This is a genomic window from Streptomyces sp. NPDC005811 (genome assembly GCF_040630405.1).
Taxonomy (GTDB): Bacteria; Actinomycetota; Actinomycetes; order Streptomycetales; family Streptomycetaceae; genus Streptomyces.
Genome location: NZ_JBEXXK010000080.1, coordinates 1 through 18,654 on the forward strand (window position 1 = coordinate 1; position 18,654 = coordinate 18,654).

18 protein-coding genes and 1 tRNA gene are annotated in these 18,654 nt (G+C 72.0%); 6 read left to right on the forward strand and 13 right to left on the reverse strand.

Going from position 1 to position 18,654, the window contains the following annotated elements; translation table 11 throughout:
- Positions 1–221 precede the first annotated feature (221 nt).
- Complete coding sequence (locus tag ABZ490_RS47820) at positions 222–431, forward strand: hypothetical protein (protein ID WP_359005759.1); 210 nt, start codon at positions 222–224, stop codon at positions 429–431.
- 432 nt (positions 432–863) lie between these two features.
- Here the strand turns inward: ABZ490_RS47820 and ABZ490_RS47825 are convergent, their stop codons facing one another.
- The 6 genes from ABZ490_RS47825 to ABZ490_RS47850 form a co-directional block, all read right to left on the reverse strand.
- On the reverse strand, positions 864–2,579 hold the full coding sequence (locus ABZ490_RS47825; RefSeq protein ID WP_359005762.1) for a hypothetical protein: 1,716 nt from the start codon (positions 2,577–2,579) through the stop codon (positions 864–866).
- Between the two features lie 139 nt (positions 2,580–2,718).
- Positions 2,719–3,303, reverse strand: a complete 585-nt coding sequence (locus ABZ490_RS47830) for a hypothetical protein (protein ID WP_359005765.1) — start codon at positions 3,301–3,303, stop codon at positions 2,719–2,721.
- A 122-nt stretch (positions 3,304–3,425) separates the two neighbouring features.
- Positions 3,426–4,838 (reverse strand): thioester domain-containing protein, encoded by a 1,413-nt coding sequence (locus tag ABZ490_RS47835; RefSeq protein WP_359005768.1) that lies wholly within the window; start codon positions 4,836–4,838, stop codon positions 3,426–3,428.
- Positions 4,839–5,139: 301 nt separating this feature from the next.
- A complete protein-coding gene (locus tag ABZ490_RS47840) occupies positions 5,140–5,622 on the reverse strand; it encodes a single-stranded DNA-binding protein (protein ID WP_359005771.1) in 483 nt (160 codons plus the stop codon).
- Between the two features lie 266 nt (positions 5,623–5,888).
- The gene (locus ABZ490_RS47845) at positions 5,889–7,865 is read right to left on the reverse strand and encodes a YfjP family GTPase (RefSeq protein WP_359005774.1); all 1,977 of its coding nucleotides are present in this window, start codon (positions 7,863–7,865) and stop codon (positions 5,889–5,891) included.
- Between the two features lie 3 nt (positions 7,866–7,868).
- Complete coding sequence (locus tag ABZ490_RS47850) at positions 7,869–9,476, reverse strand: dynamin family protein (RefSeq protein ID WP_359005777.1); 1,608 nt, start codon at positions 9,474–9,476, stop codon at positions 7,869–7,871.
- A 321-nt stretch (positions 9,477–9,797) separates the two neighbouring features.
- Between ABZ490_RS47850 and ABZ490_RS47855 the strand changes: the two genes are divergently transcribed.
- Positions 9,798–9,870, forward strand: a tRNA-Arg gene (locus ABZ490_RS47855).
- A gap of 33 nt (positions 9,871–9,903) precedes the next feature.
- Here ABZ490_RS47855 and ABZ490_RS47860 read toward each other — a convergent pair.
- Entirely contained in the window at positions 9,904–10,578 is a 675-nt protein-coding gene (locus ABZ490_RS47860) for a 4'-phosphopantetheinyl transferase superfamily protein (protein WP_359005780.1), read from the reverse strand.
- A gap of 25 nt (positions 10,579–10,603) precedes the next feature.
- Entirely contained in the window at positions 10,604–10,984 is a 381-nt protein-coding gene (locus tag ABZ490_RS47865) for an S-adenosylmethionine decarboxylase (protein ID WP_055639048.1), read from the reverse strand.
- A 451-nt stretch (positions 10,985–11,435) separates the two neighbouring features.
- On the opposite strand from ABZ490_RS47865, the gene ABZ490_RS47870 reads away from it, so the two are divergent.
- The 4 genes from ABZ490_RS47870 to ABZ490_RS47885 all read left to right on the forward strand — a co-directional run bounded on the left by ABZ490_RS47870 (position 11,436) and on the right by ABZ490_RS47885 (position 15,217).
- Positions 11,436–13,370 (forward strand): GNAT family N-acetyltransferase, encoded by a 1,935-nt coding sequence (locus ABZ490_RS47870; protein ID WP_359005783.1) that lies wholly within the window; start codon positions 11,436–11,438, stop codon positions 13,368–13,370.
- Positions 13,367–14,452 carry an HAD-IIIC family phosphatase gene (locus ABZ490_RS47875; protein WP_359005785.1) on the forward strand — a complete coding sequence of 362 codons (1,086 nt, stop codon included), beginning with the start codon at positions 13,367–13,369 and terminating at the stop codon, positions 14,450–14,452. Before ABZ490_RS47870 ends, ABZ490_RS47875 begins: the two co-directional genes overlap by 4 nt.
- Positions 14,449–14,727 carry a phosphopantetheine-binding protein gene (locus tag ABZ490_RS47880; protein ID WP_359005788.1) on the forward strand — a complete coding sequence of 93 codons (279 nt, stop codon included), beginning with the start codon at positions 14,449–14,451 and terminating at the stop codon, positions 14,725–14,727. The genes ABZ490_RS47875 and ABZ490_RS47880 overlap by 4 nt, the downstream gene beginning before the upstream one ends.
- Before the next feature lie 142 nt (positions 14,728–14,869).
- Positions 14,870–15,217 carry a chaplin gene (locus ABZ490_RS47885; RefSeq protein ID WP_359005791.1) on the forward strand — a complete coding sequence of 116 codons (348 nt, stop codon included), beginning with the start codon at positions 14,870–14,872 and terminating at the stop codon, positions 15,215–15,217.
- A gap of 123 nt (positions 15,218–15,340) precedes the next feature.
- Here the strand turns inward: ABZ490_RS47885 and ABZ490_RS47890 are convergent, their stop codons facing one another.
- The 5 genes from ABZ490_RS47890 to ABZ490_RS47910 all read right to left on the reverse strand — a co-directional run bounded on the left by ABZ490_RS47890 (position 15,341) and on the right by ABZ490_RS47910 (position 18,652).
- Positions 15,341–16,207, reverse strand: a complete 867-nt coding sequence (locus tag ABZ490_RS47890; RefSeq protein ID WP_359005794.1) for a tyrosinase family protein — start codon at positions 16,205–16,207, stop codon at positions 15,341–15,343.
- Entirely contained in the window at positions 16,191–16,694 is a 504-nt protein-coding gene (locus ABZ490_RS47895; protein WP_359005797.1) for a tyrosinase family oxidase copper chaperone, read from the reverse strand. The genes ABZ490_RS47890 and ABZ490_RS47895 overlap by 17 nt, the downstream gene beginning before the upstream one ends.
- Positions 16,695–16,854: 160 nt before the next feature.
- On the reverse strand, positions 16,855–17,373 hold the full coding sequence (locus ABZ490_RS47900) for a hypothetical protein (protein ID WP_359005800.1): 519 nt from the start codon (positions 17,371–17,373) through the stop codon (positions 16,855–16,857).
- Between the two features lie 152 nt (positions 17,374–17,525).
- Positions 17,526–18,071, reverse strand: a complete 546-nt coding sequence (locus tag ABZ490_RS47905; protein WP_359005866.1) for a vitamin K epoxide reductase family protein — start codon at positions 18,069–18,071, stop codon at positions 17,526–17,528.
- Positions 18,072–18,148: 77 nt separating this feature from the next.
- The gene (locus ABZ490_RS47910) at positions 18,149–18,652 is read right to left on the reverse strand and encodes a DUF5949 family protein (protein ID WP_359005803.1); all 504 of its coding nucleotides are present in this window, start codon (positions 18,650–18,652) and stop codon (positions 18,149–18,151) included.
- Positions 18,653–18,654: the final 2 nt, after the last annotated feature.

The window sequence follows — 18,654 nt, forward strand, 5'->3', positions numbered from 1 at the left end:
GTCAGCCAGCTCAACATGCTCGGTTATCAAGTGTCCCTCCAATCAGCGGAAGCGGGGTGACCTGCGGGAAGGTTGGATTTTCGAATCAGACTCCTTCGGTCGGGGCGAAGGCGAGGGCGAGGGCCGGTGCGCGGCGCGACCCGATCCACGCATCACGGCATCTGCCCCGCAGCAGCAAACCCTGTTGCCCGGTGAGCCATGGATCGGCTTCGATCTCAGCCATGACCGATGGCGCCGCAGTCGACTTTGCCGACGAGCAGATCCTCACCAACCAGATCATCCGGGGTCTCAAGGCACTACGTGAGCATCTGGGCTGCTCGCTCCAAGAGGCCTTGGAGGTCTTTGTCGCCAGGTACGAGGTGCTGAGGGCGGAGCGTCCGGGCGATTTCGTGTGCGGTCATGACGAGTACTGGTCCGGCTTCTTCTCGTGAGGTGCGGCAGCCGCAGCCCGTGAGTCGCTCCCGGAATTCGACATTTGACGGCCGAATCCGTTGAATTCCGCTGGAGCGGTAGAAATACCGGCGGATTTGATGATTTCACGGCGCGAGCCGACGATGGAGACATAGCGGCCTCGGAACTCTGGAGGTATGACTGTGTTCCGGCGATTCATGGCCGCGACGATGGTGGTTGCCGCAGGAATCGGTGGTGGGCTGATTTGCGCCGTCGACCGCCGTCGCCCAGGACTACGGGCCCCGTACCTGCCGAGAAGGGTAAGTCTGGCGTGAGGCGTGGGGTTCCGACGACCTCACCTGTGTGACCCCGCGGACCCGTGCGGAGGCGCGGTACGACAGCCTTGAAGGTCAGCGGGGACCACTCCCCGGATTCACCGGACCGTGCGCGCCATCGGCCTGTGCGGTGGTGCGTCAGTCGCGGCCGGACAGGAAAGGCAGGGAAGGCATCGCGGGCATGGAGGGCATGGGGAACCTGTAGGGGAACGGGAAGTAGGGCTTGTGGGCGCCGTGGTGGTGCCCGTGTTCCTCGCAGTGCTCGGTGTGCTTGATCGTGGTCGGGTCGGTGGCGGTGTGCGTCGTGCGGTCGCCGCCCCCGGTGACCGTGACCGTGTCGACGCCGTGGACCGTCCTGCAGTTGCACGGCACGTCGACGACGAGCGTGATCGGCGGATAGCCGGACCCGGCGGCCAGGACGTCACTGCGGGTGCAGGTCAGGCTGGCCACGGAGCAGGTCCAGCCGGGGCCCGAGAGGCTCGCGGCGGTCAGCCCGACGGGGAGGACGTCCTGGACGGTGACCGTGCTGCCGTCCGTCGCACCGGGCCCGGCGTTGCCGACCGTGATGGTGTACGTCCCCTGCCGCCCCGCCGTGAAGTCGCCCTCGTGCGTCTTGCCGATCGTCAAGGAGGGCCTGGCGGGGCACAGGGCGGCCGGGTTGCTCGTCGCGGCCTGGTTGGCCGTCCAGGTGTCCGCCGTCCCCGCCGTGCGGGCGCCGACGGTGAGGTCCTCGCAGTCGAAGTGGACGCTGTTCTGCACCACGTTGCCGGTGACCGTGTTGCCGCCGTTGCCGGCGTTGCCCTCGATGAGGACGCCGTCGTGCCCGCTGCCGGTCACGCTGTTGTCCGAGATGGTCGAATTCGTCAGCGAGTCGGGTCCTGCGGAGATTCCGTCACGCATGCTGTCCTGAATGGTGTTGTCACTGATTCGGACCTGATCGCTCGGCAGGTCCACGAAGGTCCCCGAGCGGATTCCCGCGTCGCTTCCCTGGATGTTGTTGCGCAGGATCTGGAGCCCGTGGTTGTCGTCGCCGATGAAAATCGCGGCTCCGGTGTTCCCGACGGCCTGATTGTCGGTCACCAGGCTGTCGTTCGAGCGGAAGATGTTCAGGAGCGATTCGTCCTGGTGCGAGACGTTGTGGTTGATGTCGACCCGCACGGTGTTCTGGTACTTGTCGAGGGTGATCGCGCCGTTCTTGTTCTGGAAGAACGCGTTGTTGTCGATCAGCGCGTTGTCCACGCCCTGGTCGGAGTAGACGCCGTTGCCGGCCGCCGGCTGCATCCCGAAGCCCGTGTTGTTCAGGCGAATGCAGTTGTTCGCGACCTCGGACTGGATCGTGCCGCTCGTGTTGTAGTACATCCCCGCCGGGTTGCCCTGGATCACGTTGTTCGTGACCAGGTAGCCGGAGTGACCGACGACGGTGTTGACGCCGTAACCGCCGAAGGTGGAGCCCTGGTTGTTCTGGATCGTGAAGCCCCGGAGCCGGATGTTGTCCTCGCGCAGGTTCACGATCCCCTCACCGATGGTGTTCGTGGCCTGGATGACGGAATCGGCCGTCGGGTCGGGCTCCGCGAACACGTCGCAGTTCTGCGGGCGGGTCGTCTCGCCCTCCAGCGTGATGTCCGACTTGGTGACGTTGACGATCTCGGCGTAGGTGCCGGGACAGACGTGGACCGTGTCACCCGGCACCGCCGCCGCCAGGGCGTCCCCGATCGTGGTGTAGGTGGAGTTCGGGCAGTTCGTCGTCGGTCCGCCGGCGGAGACGATGAGCGTGGACGCGGCATAGCTGGGTGCGGCCGGCAATGCCGCGGACACCGCCGCGATCACCGGCAACAAGGCGTACGCCTTTCTCATTTCCTCACCTGTTTCATACGGCGATGCAACCTGGCGAGGAACATTCCGAGCCCCTGTTCGATGGAATCAAAAACACGGGGGAACGACTCGAACGCTCGGAAAAAATCACACTTTTTAACCAGCTCCGCCCGTGCCGCCGTCAGCAGTCGACGTCGGCCGCTCCCCCGTCGAAAACCGGATCACCGGTCGCGCCGTCGACCCGCAGACGACCGCCGTCCCGCCCCCAGGTCAGCTCGTACGCCCCCTCCTCGACGGGCCGGCGGTTGTCGTCGACGGTCCAGTGCCCCGCCGTGCCCACGGCCAGGCCGGTACGTCCCACCGCGTAGACCTCGCCGCTGCCGATCACGAGAAAGGACGTCTCCCGCACCACGGCCGTACAGCCGTCCGGCCCCGCTGGTCTCAGGACGTAGTACTTCGCGCCCGAGACCAGGTCGTCCACCGCTCCCCACGCGATACCGAGCACGGCCACGCCGATCAGCAGACGGCCCGCCTGCCGTACCCATCCGGCCTGCTTCCGCGGGAGCTCCGCGGCGCCCGCGCGGCGGCTCCTCCGGGTGAGGGCCCGGCGCAGGGCGAGCGCCAGGACGAGGGACGCCGCGCTCATGCCCCAGCCGGGGACCACCCGCTCCTGCACCACCAGCAGAAGCCTGCTCCAGCCCGCCACGGCGGCGAGTGCCAGCGCCCCGGTACCCGCCACCGCGGCGAAGGCGGGCGACCACCTCACCCTCCGATGTGCGCATGCTTCAGTCACAGCGGATATGACGGCCCGTTCGCACCGGAAGTTGCAGTCAGCCGCACCATGCGCCGCGGGCGGACGTCAGCGGCGGTACCCGCCCAGGCCCTCCCTCAGGCGTTCTCCTTGCGGCCCGCCAGCACCAGGGCCGCTCCGCCGATCACCACCAGGCCGATGGCCGTGCCCGCGATGATCGGGGTGGCGCTGGAGCCGCCCGTCTCGGCGAGGTTGGTGTCGGTGGCGGTGGTGGTGCCGCCGACAGTGGCCGGGCTGGGGTCGCTGAGGGTCTGGGTGGTCACGTTCGCGGTCTCCGCGGTCCGGGTCTGGCAGTCCAGCAGGCCGGTGAAGCGGGTCTCGGCGCCCTGGAGACCGGTGATCGTGAAGTCGTAGGGCTGGTCCTCCTGGAGCGGGATCGTCACCGTGCGGGTGGTGCGCGCCGGGATGGCGTGCTCGGCGCCCATCAGCTCGAAGGTGAAGGCCTCGTCGCCCTGGTTGGCCACGGTGATGTCGACACCGCTCTTGGCACAGTTCTTCGCGGCCGACAGGGCCGGTACGGCGCCCTGCTCCGCCCAGCTCGCGCTCGCGGTCGCCGACACGGTCGACTCGCTGGAGCCGGCCAGGATCTGCGTCTGGCTGCGGCTCTCGGAGGTGAAGGCGCGGCCGACGGGGATGGTCGTGGAGGCCTGGACCGTGAGTTCGGCGGAGCCGGGGTCGGTGTCGGCGGGCACGTCGAAGAACAGCCGGCTGCCGTTCGTCGCGGTCGTGACCGGCTTGCCGTCCTTGCCGACGATCCGCACCCCGGTGATACCGGCGTCCAGCGGCGGGGTGACCGTCACCGCGCTCGCGTCGGTGTGCACGGTCACCGGCCCGATGGGCTCGCCGGGGTGGCCCGAGACGGCCGGCGCGTCGAGGGTCAGGGACGCCGCCGGCTCGGCCGTGTCCCGCGCGGCCTTCTGGAGGTAGTCCGCGAGCTGCTCGGCCTGCGGGTCGACGGCGTCCACGTCCGCGCCGTCCGAGTAGCGCCAGATCGCCACCTGGGTGCCCGCCGCCGCGTCCTGCTCGGTGAGTCCCCCGGCGATGCCGGCCTTGCTCGCCAGCGAGGCCAGATCGTTGACCTGGGGGTAGGAGTTCTGCAGGATCCAGCGGATGCGGCCCGCGTCGTCGTCGGCGCCCAGCGAGCTGCCGCTCCACGGCGTCTCGTGGTACTTCGCGTCCCGCTGGGTGGGGTTGTGCAGGTCGACGCAGTAGGTCTGGAGGGTGCCGCCGCCGTCTACGGACATCTCGAACAGGCCCGCCGAGATCTCCTGGTCCCCGCTGTCGTCGTGGAGGACCGCGGCGCCGTACGTCTTGAGACCGCCCATGGTGGCGGTGGCTCCGCCCGGGGTCTGCGTGGTCTCGTCGGCGGCGGCCGGGCTCGCGGCGGCAATCATGCCCGCGGCGGCGACGAGTCCACTGACCAGCGTCGACGCGGCGAGGCGGGCGGCGCCGCGCCTGCGCGCGAACGGCGCGGAGAACGAAGAAATCAACGTAATTCCCCTTCGAGCAGGACTCGTTGACCTGGGGGTACGGTCCCGCCAGCAGCCTCAGAAGCCCCGTGAGCCACGATCGGCATCCTAGAGACGCCCGCCCACCCGGTTTCGCGGTCATGTCATCGGATGGGTGATCCGACTCGGAATCGTTATCCCCAAGATCGCCAACAGGCGGTCCGCGAGCAGCGCTTATCGACAAATCCACCGGGCAACGCGGATGGATCCGCCGATAAGCCGCCCATCCGTCACCCGGGGGCACCGCCCGACGTCACGTCACCCGGTCTCGCATCACCCGTTCTCACGTCACCGCCACCGCCTCGCGCGGCTGTTGGGCCCCGGGTCCGCCGAGGTCCGTCGCCGGTGCGGGTGTCTCCCACTCGGGTTCGGGCTGTGCCGGGGCGCCGACGGCGGCCGGCTCGGGCCTGACCGAGCGCCGGAAGGCCGAGGTGCCGCGGGCGAGGTCATGGCCGATCGACACCGCGTCGATGTCCGCCGACGTCCAGTTCTGCTGCCCCTCCCGTGTCTCCGTGCGCACCTTGAGCCGGCCCTGCACGATCACCGGATCGCCGACGTTCAGCGACGCCGCCGCGTTCACGGCCAGCTGCCGGTTGGCCCACACCGTGAAGAAGTTGGTGTGCCCGTCGGCCCAGGTGCCCTTCTCCCGGTCCCAGTAGCGCGCGGTCACCGCCAGCCGGAAGCGCGCCGACGGCCCCGCCGCGAGCTCCCGGTAGACCGGCTGCGTCGCCACGTTCCCCACCGCGCACACGATCGTCTCGTTCATGCCTCGCACCCTCCCCTCGCCCGGCCGTCCCGCCGGGCGGACACACGTACGGGCCCGTCCCGTACGGCTGCCTCGCCGCGCCGACCGCGTCCGTCGCGATCGCCGCACCGCCAGACTGCCGCCGCCGGACCGAGCCCGCCGCGCCCTGTGGACCACCACCCACCTGGGGACAACCCCGCCACCCGGACGAGTGAGCCACGTCGATCCACAGCCGGATCACGCCCTCGTCGCCGCCCCCACCCCTGCCCTCGCCCTCCTCGCGCGGCTCAGCGCACCCCCGCCCCCACGACCCTCCCGTACTGCTCCCGTACCTCCCGGTACCGCAGCAGCTCCGCCGCCAGGGGATCCAGGACCCGGGCCCGGCCGCAGCCGGCCGCGGCCTCCCGCAGCCGCCGTTCCGCGTCCTGCCCGTACCGCCGGGCCGGCCCCCGGGCCGCCAGCCGGCAGCTCCACTCCACCAGCGGACCGCCGACGATCCCGGCCACCATCAGCAGCACCGGCACCCCCAGGTTCGGGTCCATGACCCCGGCGATCTGCCCCGCCAGCCACAGTCCGCCGACGACCTGAAGCAGCGTCATGGCCGCCTGCGCCAGCACCGCCGCCGGCCACCACCCCGGCCGCGGTGGCCGTCCGGGCGGCAGACCGGCCCGCGCGGCCAGCTCGTCCAGCGCCTCGGGCAACCCCTGGGAGCCGCGTACGGCCGCCTCCCGCACCGCCTGCGCCCAGGGCGCGGGCAGCCCGGCGGAGGCCCGTTCGGACACCGTGCGCACCGCCTGCTCGACCCGCTGGCGGGCCGTGGCCTCCTCGTCGGCCTGGGCCCGGGCCGGGAGCCGCCCGGTGCCGGTGACCGGGTCCCCGCCGGACTGGCACCAGCGCCACAGCCGCAGCCAGGGCGTCCCGCAGGCCCGGCCCGCGTTGCGCAGCCAGGCCCGCTCGGCCGCCTCGCCCGCCGCGGCGGCGCCCACCGCGTCCGCGAGCCGGTCGGAGAACTCCTCCCGCGCCTCCTCGCTCAGCCCGGTGCGCTGCCCGGTGACGTAGACGGGCCGCAGCCGGGCCGCGGCGGCGTCCACGTCGGCCGAGACCCGGCGGCCCGCCGCACCGCGCTCGGTGACGAACTGGCCGAGCAGTTCCCGCAGTTCGCCGACGCCGTCCCCGGTGAGCGCGGACATGGCGAGGACGGTGGCGCCCGGTTCGCCGTACTCGCCGAGGGCGATGCCGTCCTCGTCGAGGAGCCGGCGCAGATCGTCGAGGACCAGTTCGGCGGCCTCGCCGGGCAGCCGGTCGACCTGGTTGAGGACGATGAACATCACCTCGGCGTGCCCCGCCAGGGGGCGCAGATACCGCTCGTGGAGCATCGCGTCGGCGTACTTCTCGGGGTCCACCACCCACACGACCGCGTCGACCAGCTTCAGGATGCGGTCGACCTGTTCGCGGTGCTGTACGGCGGCGGAGTCGTGGTCGGGCAGGTCGATCAGGACGAGTCCGCGCAGCTGGGCCTCCGCCTCCGGGCTCTGCACCGGCCGTCGGCGCAGCCGGCCCGGGATGCCGAGGCGGTCGATGAGGCTCGCGGCGCCGTCGCTCCAGCTGCACGCGATGGGCGCGGCGGTGGTCGGGCGCCGTACGCCGGTCTCCGAGATGGGCACCCCGGCAAGGGTGTTGAAGAGCTGGGACTTGCCGCTGCCGGTGGCGCCGGCGAGGGCGACGACGGTGTGCTGCCCGGAGAGCTTGCGCCGCGCCGCCGCCTCGTCGAGCACCCGGCCGGCCTCGGCGAGCGTCCTGTTGTCGAGGCGCGTGCGGGACAGGCCCACGAGTTCGCGCAGCGCGTCGAGCCGGGACCGCAGCGGGCCGTCGTAGACGGGTGGGCCCGAGGCCGGTGCGGCACCGGTGCGGACCTGCGCCACGGCGGCCTGCTCGCCGCCCGCCTCCTCGTTCACCCGGCGCGCGATGAGACCGTCGTCCCAGGCGCCGACCGCTTCGGCGACGGGGTCGTCCGCACCGGCGCCACCGGCCTCCGCGCGGGACGCGGCCGGCTCGGGGGCACCCTCGGAAGCGTCCTCCGGCCCGCCCCGCCCGCCGCTCTCGGGCCCGTTGCGGTCACGGCCGGCCGCGTGGGCCGTGCGTTCCGAGCGACCGGTGTCATCCGTCTGATCCGTACGGCCCGAGCGATCCGTACGGCCCGTGTGGTCCGTACGGCCCGAGCGATCCGTGTGATCCGTGTGGTCCTCGTCAGTGACGGCGGTCACCGGTCACCTCTCCTTCTGCAGTACGGACAGCGCGGCGATGAGTTCGGCCTGGGGTTCGGCGTGGACGTCGAGTCCGTCGAGGGGGGCGAGGCGGCGCTCGCGTTCGGCGTGCAGGACGCGGTCGAGGTGTTCGGTGAGGAGCCGTCCGCCGCGGTCGCGCAGCCTCAGCGCGCCGTGGGCGCCGAGCCGTTCGGCGAGGCCCTCGCCCGCGGTGCGGGCCCGGCGGCCGCCCAGCAGGGCGGTGGCGACGAGGGCGGCGACCGTCTCGGGGTCGGGTGCGGCGCCGCGTTCCAGGGCGCGCACTTCGTCCTCCGCGTATTCCTCCAGCTCGCGCCGCCACCGCCGTACGGCCATCCCGATGCGGTGTTCGGCGTGTTCCGGGGTGGACTCGGCGTCCGTCAGGGCCGGTGCGGCGGAGGCGGGTTCGCGGCGCCAGGCCTCGTCGACGCGTTCGTCGGCGGCGGTGACCGCGCAGAGCAGGAGGGCGGCCAGGCTCTCCGCGAGGGCGTCGAGGAGTTCGCCCGCGGTGCAGTCCAGGGGGAAGGCCCGCCAGCGCTTGAGGGCGCCACCGGCGAGGACTGCGCCGTTCTGCAGACGGCCCCGCACGCGCGCGTACTCGCTGTCGTACGCCTTCTCCACGGCCGTGGTGAGCCGCAGGGCGGCGGCGTACTGGGCGGCGGCGGCGCCGGCGAGTTCCGGCATCCGGGACTTCAGGGAGTCGAGGACGCCGTGGGCGGTGCGGGCGAGGACGTGGTGGCGGGCGCCGGGGTCCTGGGCGTGGTGGACGAGCCAGGACCGCAGCGGTGCCACGGCGGTGGCCGGGAGCAGCCCGCCGCCCCAGGCGGACTCGGGGAGTTCGGGGACGGTGAAGCGGGGGACGTCGCCGAGTCCTGCCTTGGTGAGCAGGGCGCCGTACTGCCGGGACACCTCGGCGACGACCTGGTGGGGTACGCGGTCCAGGACGGTGACGAGGGTGGCGTCGTACTCCTTGGCGGTGCGCAGCAGATGCCAGGGCACGGCGTCGGCGTAGCGGGCGGCCGTGGTGACCATCACCCAGATGTCGGCGGCGCAGATCAGTTCGGCGGCGAGGGCGCGGTTGTCGGCGATGAGGGAGTCGATGTCGGGGGCGTCGAGGAGGGCGAGGCCGGGCGGGAGGGTCTCGGCGGTCTCGATGCGCAGGACGCGCCGGCCGTCCTCGCCGGGAAGCAACAGGTCGTCCGTGGACTCCTGATGGGGCACCCACACGCGCGTGAGGCCGGGCAGGACGCGCATGCCGCTGAACCAGTGATGGTCCTCCGGATGGCAGACCAGCACCGGGGTCCGGGTCGTCGGCCGCAGCACGCCCGCCTCGCTGACGCGGCGTCCGACCAGGGAGTTGACGAGGGTCGACTTGCCCGCGCCGGTGGAGCCGCCGATGACGGCCAGGAGCGGTGCTTCGGGCTGTCTGAGGCGGGGCACCAAGTAGTCGTCGAGCTGGGCGAGCAGTTCGTCGCGGTTGGCACGCGCGCGTGGCGCGCCCGCCAAGGGCAGCGGGTAGCGTGCGGCGGCGACACGGTCGCGCAGGGCGGAGAGTGCGTCGAGCAGTTGAGGCCGTACGTCCAAGGTCACCACATGCGAAGAATGCCCAATTTTAGGGGATTTATGAAGCATATAGGCATGTCTGCGCGCCGATAGGACACAAGGGACGGAAGGGGCGACTGGGACACAGGCACAGCCCAGGCATAACGAGTGCACAACACCCGGGTTGCGAGACGCCAAAAGCGATGCACGATTCGCACCTGCCTGCGATTATCAGGACCGCTTCACCGAACCTCCACATTGAGCCACGGAGGCGAAGCAACCAGGACAAGGAACCGGGAGCCCTATCCTTGTCCCCGGCAACGTCACGGATCGCCCCACACCCGGGCAGGACGTACGAGGCCACTCCATCCGGCCCCCGTAGCTCAGTGGATAGAGCAGGCGCCTTCTAAGCGCTTGGCCGCAGGTTCGAGTCCTGCCGGGGGCGCAAGTCTCCGCCCTCCCCGTCGGGAGGGCTTTTTCACGCCATTCGGGCGGCTGGGGCCGTCACCGCCAGTGCCGCCGGATGGACGCCGTCCGCCGTCAGGTCCGCCAGGGTCGTCCGCGGATGGTCGGCGAGTGCATCCGGCCAGGTCAGTACCGCCGGGGCGGAGTCGGGACCGGACACCTCCAGCTCCCGCAGGGGTGCGCGCAGGCCCACGCCGAGCGCCTTGAGCACCGCTTCCTTCCGTGTCCAGGTACGCAGGAACGCGGGGCCCCGCTCGTCCGGGGGGAGGGAGTACAGGGCGGCCGACTCGCGGGCGGAGAGCGCCGTGCGGGCCGCGGCGTCGACGTCGAGGGCGGTGCCGGCCTCCTCGACGTCCAGGCCCACCTGCGCACCCCGGCACACGGCCACCCCGACCACATCGCCGCTGTGGGTGACCGAGAAGTCGTACCCGGCGGGGACCGCCAGTCGGGGCTTGCCGTGCGGTCCGCCGCAGGTCGGGCAGACGCGCCGCAGGGGTACGTCCTCGGGGGGTACGCCGAGCAGATCGCCCAGGAGCCGACGGCTCAGCGCACAGCCGACGAGGAAGCGGTTGCGGGAGGCGGGGTCCACCGTCGCCGCCCAGCGGGCGCGCTCCACGGGGTCGAGCGTGTCCAGCAGTTCCTCGTGGGCATCGGCCGAGCGCGCCCACGAGACCTGCACGGAATGCATGACGGAGACGGGGGACGAAGAGGAACTAGTGCACGGCGCGCAGCATGCGCGTCACGTTGATCTTCGTGGGCGAAAGGCCCAGCTCCACGCTCTGCATCATCCGCTCGCCGTTCAGCCGGCCGTACGCGAGCAGGTCGACGTTCGCCAGGCTGAATTCGGGCCAGGTGTGAATGCTCAGGTGCGAGGCGGAAAGCAGGAGAATGGCGGTCACGGCGCCGTTCGGGAAAACGTGCGACGCCTCACCGAGTACCGTGGCGTTTCCCTTTTCGGCGGCCGTGCGCAGCACCTGGAGGAGGCGCTCCTCGTCGGTCAGGATGCTGTGGTCGCTCACCCATACGTCGACGGCATAAGAGCACAGATCGTCGACGTTTATGCCCTCGGTGGCGAGGTCGGTGGAGTTGGTCATGGGGAACCGGGGGTGAGGAACCGCTGCCCCCGTCTCCTTTCAGATAGATCTGCGCTGGTCCGCGCGGCTGAAGAGGAAGGTCGCGAGGCCGGTTACTGGCGCTCGGTCGGGCCAAGCCTAGCATCCGGGGCGCTATGGGGCTCGCGAGCGCGTCCCGTCAAGGGGGCGGCAAGACCGGGGGCATATTCGACCGGAAAACGATGCCGCGAAGCGGTGCGGTGAATTCCGGTAAACCTTTCCGTCCGGCGGTGCGGAATGTCGCACGCCGGAACAGTGCGGGACCGTCGCCGTGCTGCGCACCGTAATTCACGCAGCGATTCACGCCGTAATTCACGCAGTAACTCACCTTCCCGCTTCGTATTCCCGGCCGTCGCACCGAGTCCGATCGGGGCGCCTACCAGCCCGTATACTCGATACCCACGGAATCCATCAGCTTCCCTGGAGCAGCATTGTGACGAACACGCGTCGGTACCCCCGGAGTACCACCGCCGATCAACTGCTCACGGAAGTCGCGGACGCCGTCCGGCTTCAGGAGGGCCCGCCCGGAGTGCGGTCCGTGCTGCGTGCGCTGCGCCGTCTGGCCCCCGCCTCCACCAAGGACCTCAGCCGGGCCACCGGTCTGCCGGTGCCGATCGTGGCCGCCCTGGGGAATGAGCTGCGGCGGCGTGGTCTCGTCACCAAGGAGCGGCCCTCCCGGCTGACCGAGGCCGGCACGGACCTAGTCGTGCAGCTCGGCATGGACCTCACCATGGACGCCACCTGCCGCACCTGCGACGGCCGTGAGCTGGTGATCCCCGAGGTGCTCGACGAGGCCGTACGACGGCTGCGGGCGCTCATGGAGTCCGGTCCCGCCGCCGACATGGCGATCGACCAGTCGCACTGCACGGCCGAGACCAAGGTGCGCCGGGTGCTGGCGCTGCTGACGGCGGGCGCGCTGCCGGGCGGCTCGCTGCTGCTCGTCGGCGACGACGACCTGGTGTCGCTGGCCGTGGCCGTCGTGGGCGACGTGCTGGGCGGGCCGATCGTCGAGCGGGTGACCGTGGTCGACATCTCCGCCGAGATCCTCGACTACATCCAGAAGGTGGCGGGGGGGTTGGGGACCCGCGTCGAGACCGTCCAGCACGATCTGCGCCAGCCCCTGCCCGAGCAGCTGCACGGGCAGCACGACGTCGCGATGACCGACCCGCCGTACACCCCCGAAGGCGCCCGGCTCTTCCTGTCCCGCGCCGTGGAGGGCCTGCGGCCCGGTCCCGCGCACAGCGTCTTCTTCTCCTTCGGCGGCAAGAGCCCGGACGAGATGCTGGAGGTCCAGCGGGAGATCATGGCCCTGGGCCTGGTCACCAACGGCTACATCCGCAACTTCAACGAGTACGAGGGCAGCGGCATCCTCGGCGGTGTCGGCTTCTTCCAGCAGCTCCTCACCACCACCTCCACCGCCTCCCGCCAGGGCGACTACAGCGGTCCCCTCTACACGGGCGACAAGCGGACCCGGCAGCGCGAGTACGAGTGCGTGGCCTGCGGCCACAAGGTCCGGGTGGGCCCCGGCGCCCGCTGGACCCAGGTCGCGGCCCTGCGCGCCGAGGGCTGCCCGAACTGCGGGAAGGGACCGTTCCGGCCGGGACGGCTGGTGTCGGAGGCACCGGAGGCCTCGGGCGCGCCGGAAGCCTCGGGTGCGCCGGATACTTCGGATGCGCCAGAAGCGTCGGGTGCGCCGGAGCAGCCGGAGGCGCCGGAGCGGACAGAGGCTCCGGAGCGGACAGAGGTGCGGCAGCGGCAATCTCCCGCGCCCGCCGCACCCACCACCCCGGCCGCACCCACCACCCCCACCGCACCCGCCGCCGCCACCGTGCCGTCCACCCGCACGATCGGCTGGCGCCCCCCGGCCCCCGAGGACCGTGCCGCCCTCCAGGAGCGCGCGCACCCCTATGTCACCCGGCAGGCCGACGAGCGCGATCTTCCGGCGATCGGGGCGTTCGAGGCGGAGATCGCCCGGGTGTCCTTCGGTGAGGACGCCATCGACGACCCGGTCCGCTGGGCGGCCCGCCTCGGGAAGGCGATGGAGAAGTCGAAGCAGGGCATGATCGTCGCCGGACGGCCCGGCGAGGAGCCCGTCGGCTGGTGCTGGGTGAGCATCAACCAGAACGCGATGACCGGCGACCGCTACGCCAACTTCCGCTCCCTGGCGGTCTCCCCGGTGGACAACCGCAGCGACGTCGCCGAACTCCTGCTCACCGCGGGCCTGGAGTTCTGTCTGGCGGGCGGCATCACCGAGGTCACCGGCCGGGTCCATGTCGGCAACGTCCCGATGCGCACGGTCTACCGCAAGTTCGGCTTCGACCCCACCAGCCTCTCGATGAAGCTGTTCCTGCCCCGGGGTGAGCGATGACCGCCTTGGACGCCGACCGCGTCAAGTGCGTCGTCTGGGACCTCGACGGCACCCTCTGGGACGACATCGCCGTCGAGTCCCCCACCGACGAACTGCCCGTCCCCCGCCCCGAGATGCTGGCCGCGATCGACGCGCTCGCGGCCCGCGGCGTGCTCAGCAGCATCGCGAGCCGCAGCGCGCCCGCCGTGCTCGACCGGCTCGCGGCCGGCCGGCCGGAGGTGCGCGAGCGGTTCCTCGCCCCGCAGGTGTCCTGGCAGGACAAGAGCGAATCGCTGCGCAGGATCGCCGAGAGCCTCGGGATCGCCGTGGACGCCCTCGTCCTGGTCGACGACTCGCCCTACGAACGGGCCGAGGTCGAGGCCCTGCTGCCCGCCGTGGGCACCCTCGCCCCCGAGGACGTGCCCGCGCTGCTGGCCGCGTTCGAGGGCCGCGAGGTCACCCCCGAGTCACGCGCCCGGGTCGACCGCTACCGCACCGAGGAGGCGCGCCGGGCCGAGGGCGAACGCTTCCACGGCAGCCGGGAGGAGTTCCTGAGCTGGTGCGCCATGCGGCTCACGGTCGGCCCGGCCACGCCCGAGGAGATCCCGCGCGCCCTGGAACTCGCCGCCCGCACCCACCGGCTGAACTCCTCCGGCCTCACCCCGGACCGGCTGCGCGAACGGGCCGCCTCGGACGGGCACGAGCTGTACACGGCCCGGATGACGGACCGTTTCGGCGCGTACGGCATCATCGGCGCCGCGCTCGTCGAGCGCACCCACGCAGGCACAGGCGCAAGCACCTGGTCCGTCCCGCTGCTCGCCCTCTCCTGCCGGGTCGCCGGCCGGGGGGCTGCGGCGGCCTTCCTGTTCTGGCTGATGGGACGGGCCCGGCAGGCCGGTGCCGAGGAGTTCCGGGTGACCCTGCGTCCCACGGACGCCAACCTGGAGATGCGGATCCTGCTCCGCCAGGCGGGTCTGCGCCGGATGGACGACACCGAGGGCGCGACGCCCGACTCGGCCGTCCTCGGGCGCGCACTGCACGGCGAGCTCCCGCAGCCGCCCCCCTATCTGCACGTGACCGACCGAGAGGACGCCGAGGCGTGACCGACATCCAGGACCCGCCCGCGGTGGAGCGGGAACTGCGCTCGATGATCGCCGAGGCCGCCCGGCTGGACCCGGACGTGGTGGGGAAACTCCCCGCGGACACCGCGCTGTTCGGCCCGGAGATCGCCCTCACCTCGCTGGCCGGGGTGACCCTGCTGGGCGCGATCGACACCCGGTTCGGGGTGGACGTCGCCGCGCTGGACCTGAGTCTGGACAGTCTGGAGTCCATCGCCACGCTCGCCGGCTTCGTCGCGGCGCACCTCCGGGTTGGCTAGGCACCCGTCTGTAGGTGTCTCCTGTTCAAAAAGGGTGATCGGGACCGATGCGCCGTGACCCGGCCGGGGCGGCGGCGTTGAAGGGCATGTGCGACGGCGTTCCCTGCTGTCGCGCGAACCGAATCACTTAAAGGAGAACGTGATGTCTCGCATCGCGAAGGTGGCGGCCGTTGCCCTGGGCACCGGCGCCGCGGTGGTCAGCGGGGCCGGCCTGGCCATGGCGGACGCGGGTGCGCAGGGTGCGGCCGTTGGCTCGCCGGGTGTCCTGTCGGGCAACGTCGTCCAGGTCCCGGTCCACGTCCCGGTCAACCTCTGCGGCAACACCGTCAACGTCATCGCCCTGCTGAACCCGGCCTTCGGCAACACCTGCGCCAACGTCAGCGGCCACGACAAGGGCAAGGAGCACGGCGGCGACTACGGTCACGACCGCCACGGCAGCAGCTCCAGCAACGGTGGCGGCAAGCGCGGCGGCGCCGGCTACGGCGACTGACGCACGCGTCCCCCACGCATCGGCAGAGCCCCGGCACCTCGAGCGCCGGGGCTCTCGCCTGTCCCGCCCGCAGGCCGACAGACCTACCGGCCGACAGACCTACCGGCCCACCGACCTACCGGCCTACGCGTACCGGTAGACCGCCGACATGTCCTCCAGCTGATCCGGTGTCACGTTCCACGGCGGCAGCTTCTCCTTGCGGGAGACGACCCGCTGGTACTGCCGGCTCGCCGGGCCGGGCGGTTCCGCGGGCAGATAGCGGTGGACGCGGTGGCGGGCCTGCCAGCGGGTCCACACCAGGTCGATGAAGGCGTGGTGGAGCCAGAACACGGGGTCGTTGACGGAGGCGCCGCCCAGCATCTCCCCGCCGACCCACCGGTGCACCCGGTTGTGGTTGCGCCAGGCCACGCTGCCCCGTCCGGTGCCCCACCCCTCCAGCTTGTTGCGGAAGCCCTCGGTGACCGTCGAGTCCCAGGGCGCGGTGTCGTAGACCGGGTCCTTCAGGGCCCACTCCAGTTCGGCCGCGGTGGGCAGTTCGATGGGTCCGGCGGAGCGGCCGAGGTCCCGGGTGAGGAACTCGCCGTCGGTGATGTTCTCCTTGAGGGTCCAGTTGCCGGTGGCGTAGGCGAACGGCCCGGTGGTGACCTGGCGGTCGGAGGCACGTCCGTTGCCGCCGAGGAGGTCCGCGGTCCAGGGCGTGGCGGTCGCGGTGCGGGCGCGCGTCCAGTCCCAGTACGGCACGGTGACCGAGGGGTCGACCCGGCGCAGCGCCTTCTCCAGCTCCAGCAGGAACCGCCGGTGCCAGGCGAGGAAGGAGGGCGCCATGTGGGCCGTACGCAGGCCGCCCTCGCCGTCGGAGACGTAGTAGTCGATGTGCGTCCGTACGAACTCGTCGTACTCGCCCCGCCGTTTGATCTCCAGCATCGCCTTCACGAACCGCCGGCGTTCGTCGGCGGTCAGGGTGCTGACGTCCTTACGCGTATAGACCATGGCGTCCTCCCATGTCGTGCGCGTGACCGCCGCCGTACGCCGGGGCGTCGCCCTCGCGCAGCATCTCGCCCGGGCCGAGCTCGTCCACGGCGGCGCGGGCGGCCTCCAGCGGGGTGCGGTACGAGCGGTAGTGGTCGACCATGCTCAGCCAGGTGCCGTCGGCCCGGCGCATCAGGTGCAGCGGGCGGCCGTCGACGGTGACCTCCCACTGGGCGCCGTCGGCGGCCGAGCGGCCGGCCGGGGTGAGGACGCCCTGGATGCGGCGGCCGCGGTAGATCTCGTCGAAGCCGGTGCCGGCCGCGTCGTCCGTGGCGCCGGTGCCGCCCGTGTCGTCCACCGGGCCGGGCCATGCGGCGGCGACGACCGGGACGAGTGCGAGTCCGGCGGCGACGCCGAGCAGCCCGCGCAGCGTCTCCCGCCGGGTACCGGCTCTGGCCGGCCCGGGCTGCCTCGTGGATCCGGGTACTCCGTCGACGTCGACGACCATGGGGTGCTCCTTCTCGTGTGCGGAAGTCCGTGTGCGGTTGTCCGTAGCGGTAACCGCCCGGCGGCCCTCCGGGTCACCTCCCGGCTCCCGAAGCACACGGACGGGCCCGGACGGGAGGCCGTCCGGGCCCGTGGGCGCGCTGTCGTCGTCCGCTGCGGCGCTAGAGGCCCTGCCCCAGTCCGAGGCGGGCGGCCGGGACCGCCTGGGCCACCGGGGTGAGGACGCCCGCCTGGGGCAGCTTCGGCTCCGGCAGGCCGAAGTTGTCCGGGTTCGGCGGGGTGAGCGGGGCGTCGAGGGCCAGGCCGGGGCCGAGGGTGCGCAGGTCGGTGGCGGGGGCGTCGAGGCCGAGGTGCTGGAAGCCGTCGCCGAGGACCTCCGGCAGGGGTGCCCGGACGCCGGCGCCGGGCAGACCGGCGTCGACGGGGAGCTGCGGGACGGCCCGCTCGGGGATCAGCCGGCCCTCGGCATAGCGCGGGCCCTCGGGCGAGCCCGGCGTCGGCAGCGGGACCTCGCCGCCGACCTCGGGCAGTTCCATGCCGAGGGAGTTCTCCAGGCCGTTCAGCGGAACGGGGACGGGGACCGTGCCGATCGCCGCGGCGGGGGTCGCGGCGGCGGCTCCGGCCACGGCGGCCACACAGGTCAGCACGGCGGCGAGGGTTCCTCGGGTGGTCGGCTTCATCTCGGGTGCGGGCCCTTTCGTCGAGTTCTGGGGGCTGTGCGGCTGTACCGCAGTACGGCAGTACGGCTGTACGTCCGTAGCGGGTAACGAGTCCGAAATCGCCGCCAGCGCACAAATCCCCCGACTGCCGCAGTAGTACGACGAGCGGATCGTCAGCTCGTCCAGAAATCCCACCAGCGGGTCAGGATCAGCATCCCGACGACGCCGAGATGCAGCAGCGGCAGGACCCAGGTGAACTCCGCGAAGAAGGCACGCACGGCCGGCGGTGCCGGCAGGAACTCCCGGCGTACGTCGAGGGAGACGACGTACCAGAACAGCACGATGGTGGCGATCCAGGCCAGACAGCACCACAGGCACAGCGCGTTGATCCGGTACAGGGACTGGAACTGGAGCCAGGTCACGAACCCGACGCCGAAGAGGCAGCCGGCGGTGAAGGTGAGCCAGTACCAGCGGGGGAGGACGGCACCGGCCAGCAGGCTCATACCGACGCACACGACGACGCCGTAGGCCACCAGGCCCAGCATCGGGTTCGGGAACCCGAACGCCGAGGCCTGGTCGCTCTTCATGACGCTGCCGCAGGACACCACCGGGTTCAGGCTGCACCCCGGGACGAAGTCCGGGTTCTCCAGCAGCTTGAACTTGTCGAGGGTGATGACCCAGGAGGCCAGCAGCCCGGCCGCGCCGCACAGCACGAGCAGTACGGCGAGACCGCGGCCGGTGCGCGCCGCGCCCGCCGCGCCCGCCGTCCTGTTGTGCTCGGCCGGGGCCACGGGTGTCAGCCGCGCAGGCTGCGGGCGGGCAGCACGATGTGGGCCGCCGCGGTGAGGGTCTCCTCGGCGCCCGCGAACGCGGCCAGCGCCTCGGGCTCGACGGGCCGGCCGGGGACGGCCTCGGGCCACGGGCGGGTGGTGAAGACGAGATAGGCGTAGCCGCGGGCCTCGACGGCGTCGATCCACTCGGGCGGCGGCACGCACTGGGCGTTGAGCATCGGCAGGTTCAGGACGGCCGAGCCGGCCGTGACGAGCAGCGTGACCGGCAGGCTGGGCCGTGCGGCGCCGTCGACGAGGTCGCCGCCGACGGGCAGGCCGTTGTCGCCGAGCAGCCGCTCGATGGCCACGGCGGTGGTCTCGGCGCCGCCGTCCGCGGCGTCACCGAGGGAGTAGGCGAGCAGGTAGGGCATGTCGCTGCCGTCGGGGGCCTCGCCGCTCCACGGCATCACGACGAGGGTGCCCAGGTCGGCCACGCTGAAGGGGCGGGTGGTGCTTGGGGTTGAGGTCACCG